Origin of the sequence: Microbacterium ureisolvens, assembly GCF_019511645.1 — a bacterium.
In the GTDB taxonomy this organism is placed as follows: domain Bacteria; phylum Actinomycetota; class Actinomycetes; order Actinomycetales; family Microbacteriaceae; genus Microbacterium; species Microbacterium ureisolvens_A.
On record NZ_JAEUAX010000001.1, the window covers coordinates 50774 to 66567 of the forward strand.

The 15794-nt window shown below is 70.9% G+C and carries 15 protein-coding genes; 8 read left to right on the forward strand and 7 right to left on the reverse strand.

Annotated elements, in window-relative coordinates; all coding sequences use genetic code 11:
• Positions 1-19: 19 nt before the first annotated feature.
• On the reverse strand, positions 20-1057 hold the full coding sequence (locus tag JNB61_RS00230) for a glycosyltransferase family 2 protein (RefSeq protein WP_308289035.1): 1038 nt from the start codon (positions 1055-1057) through the stop codon (positions 20-22).
• A 97-nt stretch (positions 1058-1154) separates the two neighbouring features.
• Here JNB61_RS00230 and JNB61_RS00235 point away from each other — a divergent pair, with 97 nt between their 5' ends.
• Entirely contained in the window at positions 1155-2435 is a 1281-nt protein-coding gene (locus tag JNB61_RS00235) for a CDP-glycerol glycerophosphotransferase family protein (protein ID WP_220287151.1), read from the forward strand.
• Positions 2436-2466: 31 nt separating this feature from the next.
• Here JNB61_RS00235 and JNB61_RS00240 read toward each other — a convergent pair whose 3' ends face one another.
• From JNB61_RS00240 to JNB61_RS00255, 4 genes are all read right to left on the reverse strand, one after another.
• Positions 2467-3855, reverse strand: coding sequence for a phosphotransferase (locus tag JNB61_RS00240; protein ID WP_220338428.1), 1389 nt, complete (start codon positions 3853-3855; stop codon positions 2467-2469).
• An 85-nt stretch (positions 3856-3940) separates the two neighbouring features.
• The gene (locus JNB61_RS00245) at positions 3941-4177 is read right to left on the reverse strand and encodes a hypothetical protein (RefSeq protein WP_220338429.1); all 237 of its coding nucleotides are present in this window, start codon (positions 4175-4177) and stop codon (positions 3941-3943) included.
• A 40-nt stretch (positions 4178-4217) separates the two neighbouring features.
• Entirely contained in the window at positions 4218-5150 is a 933-nt protein-coding gene (locus JNB61_RS00250) for a hypothetical protein (protein WP_220338430.1), read from the reverse strand.
• A gap of 65 nt (positions 5151-5215) precedes the next feature.
• A complete protein-coding gene (locus JNB61_RS00255) occupies positions 5216-5908 on the reverse strand; it encodes a phosphocholine cytidylyltransferase family protein (protein ID WP_220287157.1) in 693 nt (230 codons plus the stop codon).
• Positions 5909-6103: 195 nt separating this feature from the next.
• Between JNB61_RS00255 and JNB61_RS00260 the strand changes: the two genes are divergently transcribed.
• Genes JNB61_RS00260 through JNB61_RS00270 form a run of 3 tightly spaced genes read left to right on the forward strand, consistent with a single transcriptional unit; the run spans position 6104 to position 9395 of the window.
• The gene (locus JNB61_RS00260) at positions 6104-7537 is read left to right on the forward strand and encodes an ABC transporter ATP-binding protein (protein ID WP_308291169.1); all 1434 of its coding nucleotides are present in this window, start codon (positions 6104-6106) and stop codon (positions 7535-7537) included.
• Positions 7513-9078, forward strand: coding sequence for a hypothetical protein (locus tag JNB61_RS00265; RefSeq protein WP_220338431.1), 1566 nt, complete (start codon positions 7513-7515; stop codon positions 9076-9078). The genes JNB61_RS00260 and JNB61_RS00265 overlap by 25 nt, the downstream gene beginning before the upstream one ends.
• Positions 9079-9128: 50 nt before the next feature.
• Entirely contained in the window at positions 9129-9395 is a 267-nt protein-coding gene (locus JNB61_RS00270) for a DUF3039 domain-containing protein (protein ID WP_045296870.1), read from the forward strand.
• Here JNB61_RS00270 and JNB61_RS00275 read toward each other — a convergent pair whose 3' ends face one another.
• Complete coding sequence (locus JNB61_RS00275; RefSeq protein WP_220338432.1) at positions 9396-10745, reverse strand: nicotinate phosphoribosyltransferase; 1350 nt, start codon at positions 10743-10745, stop codon at positions 9396-9398.
• 41 nt (positions 10746-10786) lie between these two features.
• Here JNB61_RS00275 and murI point away from each other — a divergent pair, with 41 nt between their 5' ends.
• The 3 genes from murI (at position 10787) to rdgB (ending at position 13154) form a co-directional block, all read left to right on the forward strand.
• Complete coding sequence (gene murI, locus JNB61_RS00280; RefSeq protein WP_159843456.1) at positions 10787-11632, forward strand: glutamate racemase; 846 nt, start codon at positions 10787-10789, stop codon at positions 11630-11632.
• Between the two features lie 101 nt (positions 11633-11733).
• Positions 11734-12480, forward strand: coding sequence for a ribonuclease PH (gene rph / locus JNB61_RS00285; protein ID WP_220287163.1), 747 nt, complete (start codon positions 11734-11736; stop codon positions 12478-12480).
• Between the two features lie 17 nt (positions 12481-12497).
• Positions 12498-13154, forward strand: a complete 657-nt coding sequence (gene rdgB / locus JNB61_RS00290; RefSeq protein ID WP_220338810.1) for an RdgB/HAM1 family non-canonical purine NTP pyrophosphatase — start codon at positions 12498-12500, stop codon at positions 13152-13154.
• A gap of 8 nt (positions 13155-13162) precedes the next feature.
• On the opposite strand, the gene JNB61_RS00295 is transcribed toward rdgB, so the two are convergent.
• Positions 13163-14692, reverse strand: coding sequence for a CocE/NonD family hydrolase (locus JNB61_RS00295; protein WP_220338433.1), 1530 nt, complete (start codon positions 14690-14692; stop codon positions 13163-13165).
• Positions 14693-14882: 190 nt separating this feature from the next.
• Between JNB61_RS00295 and JNB61_RS00300 the strand changes: the two genes are divergently transcribed.
• Positions 14883-15794 carry a cation diffusion facilitator family transporter gene (locus JNB61_RS00300; RefSeq protein ID WP_220287169.1) on the forward strand — a complete coding sequence of 304 codons (912 nt, stop codon included), beginning with the start codon at positions 14883-14885 and terminating at the stop codon, positions 15792-15794.

Here is a 15794-nt window from a genome sequence, read left to right on the forward strand (position 1 = left end):
CCGGATCGCCGCCCCCGGGTCACGGCAGAGGAGTGTTGCGGCTGCCGAGGCGCGAGGTGTCGACGGTGTCGTGGGCGCCGCCGATCACCCCGAGGAGGAATCCCCATCCCCACGCGAGGTGCATGGACGGCAGAACCGCCGCGGTCCACAGCTTGTCGCGCCAGCCATGCCCGCCGCCCGGTCCGATCGCGACGCCGACGATGAGGAGCGCGTACGCGAGCACGGGGAGGTAGACGACGGATGCCGCCACCGACCACCATCCCTGCAGCACGCCGGTGAGCTGCAGCACGCCGATGACGATGCCGAGGAGGATCGTCAGCACGAGCGCCGGAGGAGCGAAGAAGCGCAGCGAGTTGCCGCGCCCGAACCGGCGGACGAGCTCGCCCCGCCACCGCCCTGTCGCGGCGAACTGACGCACGAGGCGCGTCCAGCTCTCACGCGGCCAGTACGTGACGGCGAGCGCGGGGTCGAACCAGACGCGGTACCCGGCGCGCCGGATGCGCAGATTCAGCTCCCAATCCTCGCCGCGGCGGATGCTCTCGTCGAACAGCCCGACTTCTTCGAGCACCGCGCGGCGCATGACGCCGAGGTAGGCGGACTCGGCCTCGCCCTCCTGCGTGCCGCCGTGATACGCGCCGCCGCCGAGACCGATGGGGGAATTGTAGGCGCGCGCGACCGCGCGCTGGAAGGGGGTGCGGCCGTCGGCGCGCATCACGCCGCCCACGTTCGCCGCGTGCACGCGGTCGAGGGTCTCGAGAGCGCGTCGGGCGTACGTCGGATCGAGTTCGGAGTGCGCGTCGACGCGCACGACCGTGGGGTGACGCGCGGCCCGGATCGCCAGATTGAGGCCGATGGGGATGTCCGCGCCCGGGTTCTCGACCAGCACGATGCGGTCGTCGCCGGCGGCCAGCTCGGCGGCCAGCGCGTTCGTGCCGTCCGTCGAGGGGCCCAGCGCGAGGATCAGCTCGGTCGGGCCGGAAACGTCCTGTGCGAGCACGGTCTCCACCGCACGGCCGAGGTACGCGCGCTCGTTGAGCACCGGCATCACGAAGCTCACGCCGGAGCCGGGGGGAGGGACTGGAGCGTCCTTGCGCCCGTGTTGCTCGACATGCACGCGTCGATCATGTCACGAGAGCCCTGGGTAGGCTGGGTGCGTGGGTCTGGTCTCGGATGGAAAGAAAGCGGTCGCGCTCGTCCGCAAGGCGGTACGCAATCGCTCCGCCGTGATCGATGTGCGGCGCACGCTCGCGGCCCGCCCGCCGCACCCGCCGTTCCAGTACCGCGTGGCCGTCTACTTCGCCGACGGCGCGGTCAACATGTACCAGATGCGGCAGTGGTACAAGCCGCTCGCCGACCTCGCGAAGACCTGGCCCGTCGTGGTGCTGAGCCGGGCCGCCACGGGCGCCGAGGCGCTGCTGGCCGACGGGGCGCTGCCGGTCGCGTTCGTACCCACCGTGCGCGATCTCGAGCGCTTCATCGCCAAACAGGACATCCGCGTCGTGCTGTACGTGAACCAGAACACGCGCAACTTCCAGATGTTCCGGTACGGCCGCCGCTGGCACGTGTTCATCAATCACGGCGAGTCCGACAAGATGTACATGACCACCAACCAGTACAAGGCGTACGACTACGCGCTGATCGCGGGCGATGCCGCGCGAGAGCGGCTCTCACGGGTCCTATGGGACTACGACATCGAGCGCCGCACGATCCAGATCGGGCGCCCGCAGGCCGACCACTACTCGGGCACCCTTCCGTACACGCCCGATGATCGCACCGTGGTGCTCTACGCGCCCACGTGGGAGGGCGACCGCCCGTCGGCGCACTACGGCTCGATCGCCACACACGGAGAAGCACTCGTCGACGCGCTGCTGTCCACCGGGCGACATCGAGTGATCTACCGCCCGCATCCCCGCTCGGGGGTCGTGAACCACGAGTACGGCGCCGCGAACAAGCGCATCATCTCGGCCCTCGCCGCGGCGAACGCGTCAGACCCTGCAGCCCAGCACGTCTTCGACGACGGTCCCGAGCTGGGCTGGCAGCTCGCCGCCGCCGACGTCGCCATCGTCGACATCTCGGCGATGGTCTACGACCGGCTCGCAGCCGACAAGCCTCTCATGATCACACGCCCGGCCGACCCGGCGGCCGCGATCGACACTCACGGGTACCTCTCGGCGTGCGAGTGGCTCGCCGCGGCCGACGCCCCCGACATCGTCGCCCACACCGAGCGCGTGCTGGGAGATCCCGAGGCGGTCGCGCGGCTCGAGGAGTGGGTCGCGCACTACTTCGGCGACACCGCTCCGGGTGCGGCGACGGCGCGATTCCAGGGGGCGATCCAGCGCCTGATGGACGACTGGGACACCTGGTACACCCGGTCGGTCGCCGACACCGAGGACGAGGAGCCCGAAGACGAGGCGGAACTCGACGACGAGGGCTGAGCTCGGGGCGCGTCGAGCGGCGGGGCCCCGGTCAGGCCACCGGAGCAGGACGCTCGACGAGCCGGGCGATCGCGCGCAGCGGGATCGCCACCCACGTCGGCCGATTGCGGGCCTCGTAGATCGCCTCGTACACCGCCTTGTCGAGTTCGAGGGCTGCGAGCAGCGGATGCCGGGGGTCGAGCCCGCCTGCCGACGCCGCGTATCCGTCCACGAACGCTCGGCGGGCGTCGCGCGCCCAGGAGCGCACCGCATCGACGGAGCGGTCGGGATCGTCGAGGCGAAGGGACCCCGCGACGTAGTCGAACGAGCGGAGCATGCCGGCAACGTCCCGGAGCGCGAGATCGGGCTGCGTGCGCTCCGCCATCGGGCGCAGCGGCTCGCCCTCGAAATCGACCATGATCCAGCCTCGATCGGGGGAGTGCAGCACCTGCCCGAGATGGAAGTCGCCGTGGATCCGCTGCAGCGGCGGCCACGGCACGTCGAGGGCGCGGCGGTACACCTCGGCCGCGGCATCCCGTTGATCGGCGATGTCGGGAACCTCCGCCATCGCGATCGCGAACCGCCGCTCCCAGGTGGCGGCCGTCGCTTCACGACCCGCCGTGGTCGCCGTGCGGGTCGGGAAGCACTCGGCCAGCGCGAGATGAACCTCCGCCGTCGCTGTGCCCAGAGCGCGCGCCGCATCGCGGAAGTCGTCACCCCTGGCCGCCGCCCGCAGAGCGACGCGCCACGCATCCTCGACGCCCGGCAGGAACTCCTGCGCGCACGCGAGCGACCCGTGCACGGTGCCGTGGGCGGTGGCGAGGTCGGGCCAGGTGCCTTCGATCGACCCGACCGGGCGCGGCACATGCGGTGATCCGGTTCCGGCGAGCGCCTCCTGCAGCTCGATGTCGGGGTTGAGGCCCGCGTGAAGCTGGCGATAGACCTTGCAGATCACGGGGGCTCCGTCGCCCTCGAAGATGAGAGACGTATTCGACTGCTCTCCGCTGATCACCCGCGACGTGGCGTGTTCGGGAACACCTCCGGACGACGCAGGCCGTCCGATCGCTGTCGTCTGCGGGCCGTCCGCGGTCCCGCCGAGCGAGATCAAGCGCAGCAGCGCTCGTGCGTAGGCGGGATCGAATGGGCCGTCGATGAACGTCGTCCCCGGCACGGGACTGCCGATGACGTGGTCGGGGTCGGCGTCCACCGTCTCGGTGGCGCGCTCGACGACCGGGATCTGGTAGAGCACGGCGGGCAGCGCGCCTTCGTCCGCAACGAGGAACGTGCGGATGCGCGCACCCGCGTCCACGTCCTCGAGGTCGCCGGATCCGAGGGTCAGGTCCCACCACGAGACGAGGCGCAGGCTGGGTGGGCGCCCCTTTGCGGCGTACCACCGCTGCCGCGGCATCCACGCCGCAAGGCACGCCAACGTGCTGTCCATACCCGTGAGCGTATGCCCGCGGTGCGGTGCGTGTCGAGATCGACTGCAAGCGCTTGCCGTGCGCTCGTGGGCCGGGTCGTGCGCTCTACCGGTCCTCGCCCGAGTCCTGCGACCGCGTGACCTCGACGATCGGCGCGACCGGGATCACGATGGATTCGACCCCGCCTCCGCCTCCGACGGAGAGGTCGCCCAGGCCGAGCCCGCCGGGGTCGACGGCTGCGGCATCCGTCAATCGCTCCGCCTGCGTCTCGGCGCGCGCCGGCTCGGAGGGGAGCCCCGCCCACTCGGCGGGCTCTTCGGGAAGCTTGCTGAACAGACCCATGAGGCCATTGTCGTCCCCGCCGCGCGCCGGCGGGACCGCATCATGAGAGGTCGTTCTCCTCGGTCGGACTCTCGATGGCGTCCGGCGTGCGCCGGATCACACGCGCGGTGATTCGCCGCGCACCGGAGACACCCCGGGTCACGCCGCCGACGACGACTTCACCGGCACGACGGATGCCGCGTCCGGCAAGTCGCTCCATCCGCTCGGCGTCCGGGCGGGGCTCGAGCTCGGGCGGCAGCGTGAGCGGAGGCGCGCCGAAGGCACGCCGAGAGCCGGTGAGCACGCGGCGCCCCAGGATGTTGTTGCCTGCGCCGCCGATCGCGGCGCCGATGCCGAACGGCAGCGCCTTGCCGATCCAGGATGCCCCGCCGCGCGCGGCGAACTGGCGGATGAAGGTCGTCTTGAGCCGATCCACGAGGGGTCCGACGGCCGCGCGGGGCAGCGACTTCGTGATGAGCTCGCCCCAGTACGTGGAACGGGTCGGACCGCGCCCGGCTGCCTGGCCGGCGAGCTGGGCCACGAGGTCGACCCCCTCCTTGCCGAGCATGAGCGTCAGCACCAGGGCGCGCGCCCGGTCCGGATCGGCCACCGGGATGCCGTGCACCTCGGCGACCGACTGCGCGAAGAGCGTGGTCGCTTCGAGGAAGGCCACGGTCTCGACACCGCTGAGCGCGAGGGTCACGCCCGTCCCGATCCCCGGAACGACGGCGGTCGCGCCGACCGCGGCGCCACCGGTGGTCACGGCCGCCAGGTACCGACGCTCGAGGATGCGCACGATGTCGGTGGGGGAGGCATCCGGATGGCGGAGGCGAATGCTGCGCAGGTGGGCGAGCACGACCGGCCGCTGGATCGCGAGGACGCGATCCAGCGCGCGGATCGTGAAGGGATGCTCGTCGGAGCCTGCCGGCGGCAGCCCGCCCTGCCACGGCGAGTCGCCCGGCAGGGAATGGATCTGGTGAACCTTGTCGGCCATCGCGCCGAGTCTATGCGCCCGTGTCTGAGCGGGGGCTCGGGGTTGACAGACCCGGGCGCGATCGGTCAGACGAAGAGGTTGGCGCGCTCGAGGTCCTCGGCGAAGTCCACCTCGACGGCGTACAGGTCCGAGATGTCGAGCGGCTCGAGCAGCACGCCGTCCTCGGCGATCGCGAGCTCGAGGCCGCGCTCGAAGTAGTCCTGGTCGTCGACGCGGGTCAGGTGGCGCATGAACGCCTTCTTGTCGCGGCTCGAGATGTAGTTGATGCCCACGGCCTCGCCGATGCCGCCCTTGACGGTCTTCGAGAGCTCGTCGATGAAGCCCTCCGAGGTCACCGTGTACTTGACCTCTTCATCGCTCACCTTGGAGGTGTTGACGGTGACGAACGACCGGTCGCGCTCGATGAGCGCGATCGCGCGGCCGAGCACCCGCGGGTCGAAGACGACGTCGCCGTTCATCCACAGGACGCCGCCCTTGCCCGTCTTCGCCAGGGCGCGAAGCAGGCTCTTCGACGTGTTCGTCTGGTCGTAGCGGTCGTTGTAGACGTAGTCGACGTCGGGGAACGCCTCGACGATGGTCTCGGCGCGGTAGCCGACGACGGTGGTGATCTTGGCTTCACGGCCGAAAGCGGCACGGATGTTGTCGTGCTGCTGCTGCATGATGCTGCGGCCGTCGCTGAGCTCGGTGAGGGGCTTGGGCAGGCTGCGGCCGAGGCGCGAGCCCATTCCGGCTGCGAGGATGACGGTCTGAAGGGTCAAAATCTGCTCCTGAAGTGCGTGATTCACTGCCGGTTCACCGGCGCGACACCCCTTCGTGCCTCGACCATGGTAGCGATGAGGCCTGGGAAGACGCATGATGTGCGGCTCCCGTTGCAGAGTTGTGACATGACGTGGATGCCGCGACGCGGCGATACCGACTGCGTCGCCGGCGGGCGCGCTTGATACGTTTGTTAAGTGACAGCCTCCCTCCCGGTGCCGAATGACATCGATCCGGAAGAGCCGGACCGTCACTCCAGCGCGCGCGCCGTACGCCTCGCAGACACGGTCTCACCGGTCCCCGAGAAGCCCCGCCGCCCGCCGCGCAAGAAGCGCACGTCGACCGCCTCCAAGGCGGCGCCGAAGCCGGCACCCGCCCCGGATCCGGGACCTCCGCCGCCCCTGCCGAGCGATCTGGAGCTCGCCGCAACCGCCGCCCGGGGCATCGTCGTGCCGCCGCGCCCGCCGCTGCCCGGCGCTCAGGATGCTGTGCCGACGGATGCTGTGACAGAGCCTCCGATCGCAGACTCGGCAGAGCCGGTCGAAGACGTTGCGGTCGAGCCCGAGTCCGCCGTCCAAGCCGAACCGCCCGCGGTCCCCGAGACCGGCGTCGAGCACGCGACTCTTGCCGAAACCGCGCCGGTGGTCGATGCTGAGCCCGTGGTCGAGTCCGCGCCCGTGGCCGAGCCCGCGGGGGTGGTGGAGCCCACGCCCGTGGTCGAGCCTTCCGCTGCGCCCGCCGAGCAGTCCGCTGCGCCCGCAGCAGCGGCGCCCATACCTGCCACTGCCCCCGAGCCCGTGGCCGCCCTAGACCCTCAGGCTCTGGCCGCCGCCGTATCCCTCGACGCGGCACCCTCAGCGGTCGCAGCATCCGGGAACGCACTCGTGCTGCGTGGCGTCACCAAACGGTTCGGCAGCACCCACGCCGTCGACGGCATCGATCTCACGATTCCGGCAGGCACGTTCTACGGCCTCGTCGGCCCGAACGGCGCCGGCAAGACGACCACGCTCTCGATGATCGCCGGACTGCTCGAACCCGATCGCGGCACCATCCATGTCGGAGGGGTGGATGCCGCGGCCGAGCCGCTCGCCGCCAAGAAGCTGATGGGAGTGCTGCCCGATCGTCTGCGCACGTTCGACCGCCTCACCGGCCGCCAGCTCCTCTACTACTACGGCGTGCTGCGGAAGCTCCCGCCCGCCGTCGTCGAGAGCCGCACCGCCGACCTTGCGCGCGCGTTCGACCTCGAGGACGCACTGGGCCGCAGCGTCTCGGACTACTCGGCGGGCATGCTCAAGAAGGTCATGCTGGCGGGGGCGCTCATCCACTCGCCGCGGCTTCTCGTGCTCGACGAGCCGTTCGAAGCCGTGGATCCGGTCTCGAGCGCGATCATCCTCGACATCCTCTCCACCTACGTCGCCCACGGCGGCACGGTGATCCTCTCCAGCCACGGCATGGATCTCGTCGAGCGCGTCTGCACGCGCGTCGCGGTCATCGTGGCGGGCCAGGTGCTCGCAGAGGGCACCGTCGACGAGGTGCGCGGTGAGCTGACGCTCGAGCAGCGCTTCGTCGAACTGGCCGGGGGACTCAGCGATGTGGAGGGCCTCGAGTGGCTGCACACATTCTCCGACTGAGGCTCGCGCTGCTGTTCGGAACGTTCCGCGGTGACGCCGGCCATGTCGCGCGCGTGGCCACCGGGCTGGTGATCCTCGTCGCCGCGACGGTGGCGGCCTGCTGGGCCCTGCTGACGCTGCAGGACGCCTCCACCGAGGAGGCTCTCGCCGTCACCGTGCTCGGCGGCTCCGCCGTGACGCTCGGCTTCGCTCTCGCGCCGCTGTTCGGCTCCGTGGAAGACCCGCTGGACCCCCGGCGCTTCGCCCTGTTCGGCCTCCCGCGGCGAAGCCTCGCCCTCGTGCTCACCGCCGCCGGCTTCGTGAGCGTCCCGATCCTCGTGCTGCTCGCCATCGCGGTCTGCTCCGCCATCGTGTGGGCAGCGCACGGCGTGCCGGTGATCGTGGGGGTCGCGAGCGTCCTGCTCGGGGTGCTCACGTGCGTCCTGCTGGCGCGGGTGTGCATGGCATTGGCCTCGCTGTTCCTGCGCGACAGGCGCTCGCGCGAACTCTCGGGCGTGTTCGTGCTCGTGGTGCTCGTGGTCGTGGTGCCGGTCGGCGTCTTCCTGGCCTCGCTCGAGTGGGAGGGGAGCGTCCCGCCGCAGCTGCTCGCGGCTGTGGACTGGCTCGCCCTCACACCCTTCGGCGCCGCGTGGGCGCTGCCCGGCATGGTGGTCACGGGCGGCGACGCGCTGCTCTCGGCGCTGATCGCGGTGGGCACCGTCGTGGTGCTGGGAATCCTCTGGCTGTGGGCGGTCAGGCGACTGCTCACCACGACCGAGCGCCCGGGCACCGGGCGCGAACGGGGTGGGCTCGGCTGGTTCGGCGTGGCGCCCGGCACCCCCGGAGGCGCGATCGCAGCGCGCAGTCTCGTCTACTGGTTCGGCGACCGTCGCTACGTGGTGAACGGCCTCGTGATCCCGTTCGCGGCCGTGATCACGGTGGTGCCCCTCCTGATTGCGGGCGTCCCGCCCGAACTCGTGGCCCTCGTGCCCGTGCCGTTCGCGGCCCTCTTCCTCGGCTGGCTGCCGCACGACGACCTCGCCTACGACTCCACGGCCGTCTGGATGCACATCGCCAGCGGCGTGCGCGGCGTCTCGGACCGGCTCGGCCGACTCGTGCCCGTGCTGCTGGTCGGCGTCCCGCTGCTCGCCCTCGCGATCCCCGTGGCGACCATGCTGCACGGCCGCTGGGCGGTGCTGCCGGCGCTCACCGGAGTGTGCGCCGCGCTGTTCCTGTCGGGCCTGGGGCTCTCGAGCATCTCGTCGGTGGTCGCGCCCTACGCCGTCTCGCGGCCGGGTGAAAGCCCGTTCCAGCAGCCCCAGCGCACCAGCGCCAGCGGCGCGATCGCGCAGGGCAGCGTCATGGCGGGCGCGCTCGTGGTGTCGGCGCCGGTGCTGTGGTGCGGGTGGCTCGCCCTGCGGGGAGACGCGGATGCGGCGAACACGGCGCTGTGGGCAGGCCTTGCGATCGGACTCGGCGTTCTCGTCGTGGGCGTCGGCATCGGCTCCATCGCGTTCGAGCGTCGCGGCGGGCGTCTGATGGAGTTCGCCGAGTCCACCTGACTCTCCGCGGGCGACCCCATCGCTGCCCGCCCCGACTACACTGGCAGACCATGAGCACCCCGCTGGACAGCCCCGACCAGGGCGGAATCGCGACCCTCGATCGCGAGCTCGAAGAGCTCCTCAAAGAAGAGAACATCGAGCCGGGTGACCACGAGCGCTTCTCTCACTACGTGAAGAAGGACAAGATCCTCGAGTCCGCCATCACGGGCAAGCCGGTGCGTGCGCTGTGCGGCAAGAAGTGGACCCCGGGTCGCGACCCGGAGAAGTTCCCGGTGTGCCCGACCTGCAAAGAGATCTACGAGTCGCTCCAGGGCTGATCATTCGGCGTCGGCGTAAACGGTCGGGATCGCCGGGTCGGAGCGGCTGAGCGCGAGTGCGCGCACCGGAAGCTCCTCGCGGACACGGGCGTGATGAGCGCGCGCGGCTTCGACGCCGGCCGGGCCTTCGTGCGCGGCATCGGGTTCGCCGTGGATGACCAGCGGCACGTGCAGGGCCCGGGAGTCGGGGTGCGCCGAGGCGGTCTCCAGTGCCTCGAAGCCGTCAGACACGACGATGAGCTCGCTCGTCGCGGTGCCGGCATCCAGCGTGCGGAACGCCGCCTTGCGGCCGCCCTTCGACGCCTTGTCGGTCGACGCCTTCGCCACGCCGACCCAGCCGCCGTCCGAATCCTGGCGGGCGACGAGCTTGTAGACCATGCCGGCGGTCGGTGTGCCCGATCCCGTGACGACCGAAGTGCCCACGCCGTACGAGTCGACGGGGGATGCGGCGAGTGCGGCGATCGCGTACTCGTCGAGGTCGCTCGTCACGGTGATGCGCGTTCCCGTGGCTCCCAGCTCGTCGAGTTGGGCGCGCACCTCCGCCGCCACCGTCGGCAGGTCTCCCGAGTCGATGCGGACTCCGCCGAGTCCGGTTCCCGCGACACGGATCGCCGTCTCCACACCCTGACGGATGTCGTAGGTGTCCACGAGCAGTGTCGTCCCGACGCCGAGGGCCTCGATCTGCGCGCGGAACGCGTCCTCCTCGGTATCGTGCAGCAGCGTCCACGCGTGCGCGGCGGTGCCCATCGTCGGGATGCCCCAACGCCGGCCGGCCTCCAGGTTCGAGGTGGCGGTGAACCCGGTGATGTAGGCGGCGCGGGCCGCCGCAACCGCGGACGCCTCGCCGGCCCGCCGCGAGCCCATCTCGGCCAGCGGGCGATCTCCGGCGGCGATGCTCATGCGGGCGGCCGCGGTGGCGACCGCGGAGTCGTGGTTCAGCACGCTCAGCGCGAGGGTCTCCAGCACGACGGCCTCGGCGAACGTCCCTTCGATCGTGAGGATGGGGGAGCCGGGGAAGTACAGTTCGCCTTCGCGGTAGCCCGTCACGGAGCCGGTGAACCGGTAACCCTCGAGGAAGTCGAGGGTCGCGGCATCCACCACGTTCTCGTCACGCAGGAAGCGCAGCTCCGCATCGTCGAAGCGGAAGTCGCGGATGAGCGAGAGCAGCCGGCCCGTGCCCGCGACGACGCCGAACCGTCTGGCGCCGGGAAGACGTCGGCCGAACAGCTCGAACACGCACCGGCGGTGTGCCGTGCCGTCGCGGAGTGCCGCGTCGACCATGGTGAGTTCATAGCGGTCGGTGAGGAGGGCAGTCGAGGCGGTCCGGCACGCAGCTTGCCCATCGGTCATGCGGGTCAGCCTACTGACCTGCTGGCGTAGGGTGGATTCTCGTGAGCGACGCGCCGATCGGAATCTTCGACTCCGGGGTCGGCGGGCTGACCGTCGCTCGGGCCGTATCGGCGCTGCTGCCACGGGAGTCGATCCTCTACATCGGCGACACCGCGCGCTCGCCGTACGGACCGAAGCCGATCGCCGATGTCCGCCGCTATTCCCTCGAGGTTCTCGACGACCTCGTCGCGCAGGGCGTGAAGATGCTCGTCATCGCGTGCAACACGGCGTCCTCCGCGATGCTGCGCGACGCGCGCGAGCGCTACGACGTGCCCGTGGTCGAAGTCATCAACCCCGCGGTGCGAACCGCGATGTCGACGACCCGCAACGGCCGCGTCGGCGTGATCGGCACGGCGGGCACCATCAGCTCCGGGGCGTACCAGGACATGCTCGGGGTCAACGAGCGTCTGACCGTCTTCGCCCAGGCCTGCCCGCGCTTCGTCGAGTTCGTCGAGGCCGGCGTCACCGGCTCGCCGGAGGTGCTCGCGGTCGCCGAGGAGTACCTCGCGCCGCTGCGCGCGGCCGAGGTCGACACACTGGTGCTCGGATGCACCCACTATCCGTTCCTCGAGGGTGCGATCAGCTACGTCATGGGGCCGGACGTCAGCCTCGTGTCGAGCGACACCGAGACCGCCAAGGACGTCTACCGCGAGCTGGTCTCCCGCGACCTGCTGGCAAGTCCCGAGGCCGAGCCTCGCCACGTCTACGAGGCCACCGGCGCGTCCGCCGACGAGTTCCTCCGCCTCGCGCACCGCCTCATGGGCCGCGAGGTCACCTCGGTGCGCCTCGTGCAGACCGGCGCCATCGACCTGCCCCACGCCTCGAGCACCGTCCGGCGCCCCGGCTGAGGCATCCGTGTCCCATATACCGCGCAGCATGTCCCGACTCCGGTCGTTCCGGCGGTCGCCGATGACCGGAATCGGGACATGCGCACCGTAAGAGGAGAGAAATGACCGACATCACCCGTGCCGACGGCCGCTCCGTCGACCAGCTGCGTCCCATCACGATCGAGCGAGGCTGGTCGAAGCAGGCCGAGGGCTCGGCGCTCATCTCGTTCGGGAACACCAAGGTGCTGTGCACGGCGTCGTTCACGAACGGCGTGCCGCGCTGGCTCACCGGCAAGGGCAAAGGGTGGATCACGGCCGAGTACGCGATGCTGCCGCGCGCGACGAACGACCGCAACGACCGCGAGAGCGTGAAGGGCAAGGTCGGCGGCCGCACACACGAGATCTCGCGCCTCATCGGCCGTGCGCTGCGCGCCGTCGTCGATACCAAGGCGCTCGGCGAGAACACCATCGTGATCGACTGCGACGTGCTCCAGGCCGACGGCGGCACGCGCACGGCGGCCATCACCGGCGCGTACGTCGCGCTCGCGGACGCGATCGAGTGGGGGCGGGGCAAGAAGTTCATCGGGCAGAAGGCGCAGGTGCTCTTCGACTCCGTGTCGGCGGTGTCGGTGGGGATCATCGACGGCGAGCCGATGCTGGATCTCGCCTACGTCGAGGACGTCCGCGCAGAGACCGACATGAACGTGGTCGTCACCGGTCGCGGGCTTTTCGTCGAGGTGCAGGGCACCGCGGAGGGCGCGCCGTTCGACAAGCGCGAGCTCGACGCCCTGCTCGAGCTCGGCGTCAACGGCTGCGCAGAGCTTCGCGACATCCAGACCGCCGCGCTCGCCGGAGAGGCCACCGCGTGAGCGCGCACCCCGACGAGATGGCGGACGTCGTCGCTGAAGCGGCCGCCGAGTCGGCCGCGACCGCGCACGCGCTGCCGCGGATCGTGCTCGCCACCCACAACCGCCACAAGGTGGAGGAGTTCCAGGCGATCGTGGCCGCCACGCGCCCAGACCTGATGGTGGTGGCCTACGACGGCCCCGAGCCGGTCGAGGACGGCGTCACGTTCGCCGAGAACGCGCTCATCAAGGCGCGTGCGGCGGCCGAGCACACCGGCCTGCCGGCGCTCGCCGACGACTCCGGCATCTGCGTGGATGTGCTGGGCGGTGCCCCGGGCGTGTTCTCCGCGTACTGGGCCGGCCACGCGAAGGATGCCGCGGCCAACCTGGATCTGCTCCTCGACCAGCTCTCCGACATCCGCGACCCGCATCGCACGGCGCAGTTCGTCTCGACCATCGCACTCGTGGTACCCGGTGACGCCTCGCGCGAGGGCGTCGTCGAGGGCGTCTGGCCCGGGCGCCTCGCCGCCGCGCCGGCGGGCGAGGGCGGCTTCGGCTACGACCCGATCTTCATCCCCGACGGGCAGGAGCAGGGGGCCGAGCGGACGGTCGGCGAGTGGACGGCATACGAGAAGAATGCGGCTTCCCATCGCTCCCGGGCGTTCGAGGCGCTGGCACCGCTGCTCGCGGACCTCTGACGCGAGGATCAGCGCGGTTCCACCACGGGCAGCTCCAGCACCTGTGGGTGGCCAGAATCGGAGTGCAGCGAGAAGCCGGCCCGCCCGCCTGCGCGGTAGAGCGCGGGGAACGCGCCCGTCAGCGGGTTCCGGGGGGAGAGCTGCCGGCCCGCGATGTGGAGACGCAGTTCATCGCCGGCGCGGAAGAAGGTCGCAGACGGCGCGAAGTCGATCTCGACCTGCGTCGGGGCGGGGTGTGCTTCGATTCGGCGAAGACCCGTCGTGACGAGATCTCGACCGAAGCCGTACGAGCCTTCGAACGGGACGAATCGTCCGCCGCTCCACTTCGAGAGCCCGACGAAGATCGAGACCGAGCCGGTGGTGGCCGCGCTCACCCAGAGCCGTACCCTGGCCCCGCCGGTGACCTCGGTGTCGCCGTGGAACACCCACGAGAACCGCGCGGCGCGTCGCCGTCGGACCATCGACACGGAACCGCCGACGCCCCTGGGCGATGACGACAGGAGGCCGCCGTCGGCGAGGTGGAGCAGCAGCGGGCGGGTCGCCGGCGGCCACCGCTCCTCATCGCGGACGGCGTGGACGAGGTCGCCGCGCTCGCGTACCTCCAGCCGCACGCGCGGCAGTGCGGGCGGGGCATCCTTCAGGTGCGTGTCGAGGAAGGCGCGCTGCACAGCCTTGCCCTCATCGCCGTAGAACGCCGCCCATTTGCCGGTGCGATGGGTGAACAGGTGCCGGTCGGGCGACGCGGCCCGCCCGAAGGCGCGGAAACTGCCGCGTGAGTGCAGGTCGGCGTCGGAGAAGCTGCCGCAGATGAGCATCGGCGTCTCGATCCGGCCCAGGTCGGGTGCCAGCGAACGCCACCACGCATCGTCGTCAGGACGCGCCGCCGCCTCTCGGCCCAGATCCGGCGTCATCCGTGCGGCGCGGCGGACGAGCGTCGTCCACAGTCGCGAGAATCCGATCTCCCGAACCCCGCCGGGATAGAAGAAGTCGCGGTACGCGTCGGTGAATCCCTCCCAGGGGACGATTGCGCGCAGATGCGGCGGGCGCAGGGCAGCGGCCTTGTACTGCGAGATCGCCAGATATGACACGCCGAGCATCGCGACCCCGCCGTCGCACCAGTCCTGGCCGGCGACCCACTCGATCGCGTCGTAGACGTCTTCGGCCTCGGCGTCGCTCATCAGCGAACCCACGCCGTCCGAGCGGCCGGCGCCGCGTACGTCGAGATTGACCACGGCGTACCCCTGCGGCACCCACCACGCCGGATCCGGCGCTTCCCAGCTGGTCTCGTCGGAGATGTGGACGGGGGCCGTCTGGCGCAGGATACGGAACTGCGGATTGATGCGGTAACCGCGGCGCGCGCGCCTGGGAAGCGCGTCCTTGCCGTACGGGTGGGCGCAGAGGATCGCCGGCACGGGGGTGCCGGACACCGGCAGGTAGATGTTCGCTCTCAGGAGGGTGCCGTCTCGCATCGGCACCTCGACATCGCGCTGAATCCGCACGTCGGTGCCGATCGGGGCGACGATGACGGGAGGACTCACCGCACGCGCCACACGATGGCGGGCATAGGCCCACGCTCCAGGGCGTCGCCAGGGGCGGTCGGTCACTGCGTCGCCGCCACCCTTCACGGCGCGACGCTATCAGCTGGGCGGTCGGAAGGTGAGAACCAGACTCATTCCCGACTACGCCGGACGCCCCTGTCCACCACCGCGCCGGGCTTAGCCTGGGGTCATGCACGACCACGCGCCGACCGGGATCCGAGGGGCGGGCAACCGCCGCCTGCTCGCGATCTCGCTCGCGATCACGGCCTCCGTCATGGTGGTGCAGATCGCCGGGGCGGCGCTGTCGGGATCCCTCGCGCTCCTCGCCGACGCGGCGCATATGTTCACGGATGCTGCGGCCCTCGTGATCGCCCTCATCGCGAGCACCGTCGCGGCCCGTCCGGCGAACGACCGCCGCACCTTCGGCTACCAGCGCGCCGAGGTGTTCGGCGCCCTGATCAACGGCGCGATCCTGATCGGACTGTCGGTATGGGTCGCGTTCGAGAGCATCTCGCGCCTGCTGAACCCGGGGACGACCGAGGTCGCGGGCACGCTCATGCTGATCGTCGCGATCGTCGGCCTGGTGGCCAACGGTGTGGCGATGTGGCTTCTGAGCTCCGCGCAGCGGCGCAGCATCAACGTGCGCGGCGCGTACCTCGAAGTGCTCGGTGACCTCATCGGCTCGGCGGCGGTGATCATCGCCGCGATCACCATCGTCACGACCGGCTGGTACCAGGCCGACGCCATCGCCTCGCTGTTCATCGCCGCGATGATCATCCCGCGCGCGGTCGGCCTGCTGCGCGAGGTCGGGTCCGTGCTGGCCGAGTCGGCGCCGAAGGGCACGCACGTGCGGGAGATCCGCGAGCACATCCTCGCCACGCCGGGGGTCGTCGACGTGCACGACGTGCACGTCTGGCAGCTCACCCGGGGAGCGCCCGTGTTCACCGCGCACGTCGTGGTGGACGGCGTGGCGCTCGCCGACGGGCGGGCGGGCGGCATCCTCCGCACGCTGCAGTCGTGCCTGTCGGACCACTTCGACGTGGAGCACTCGACCTTCCAGCTCGAGCCCGCCGGACACGTCGAGCATGAAGCCCACGCCTAG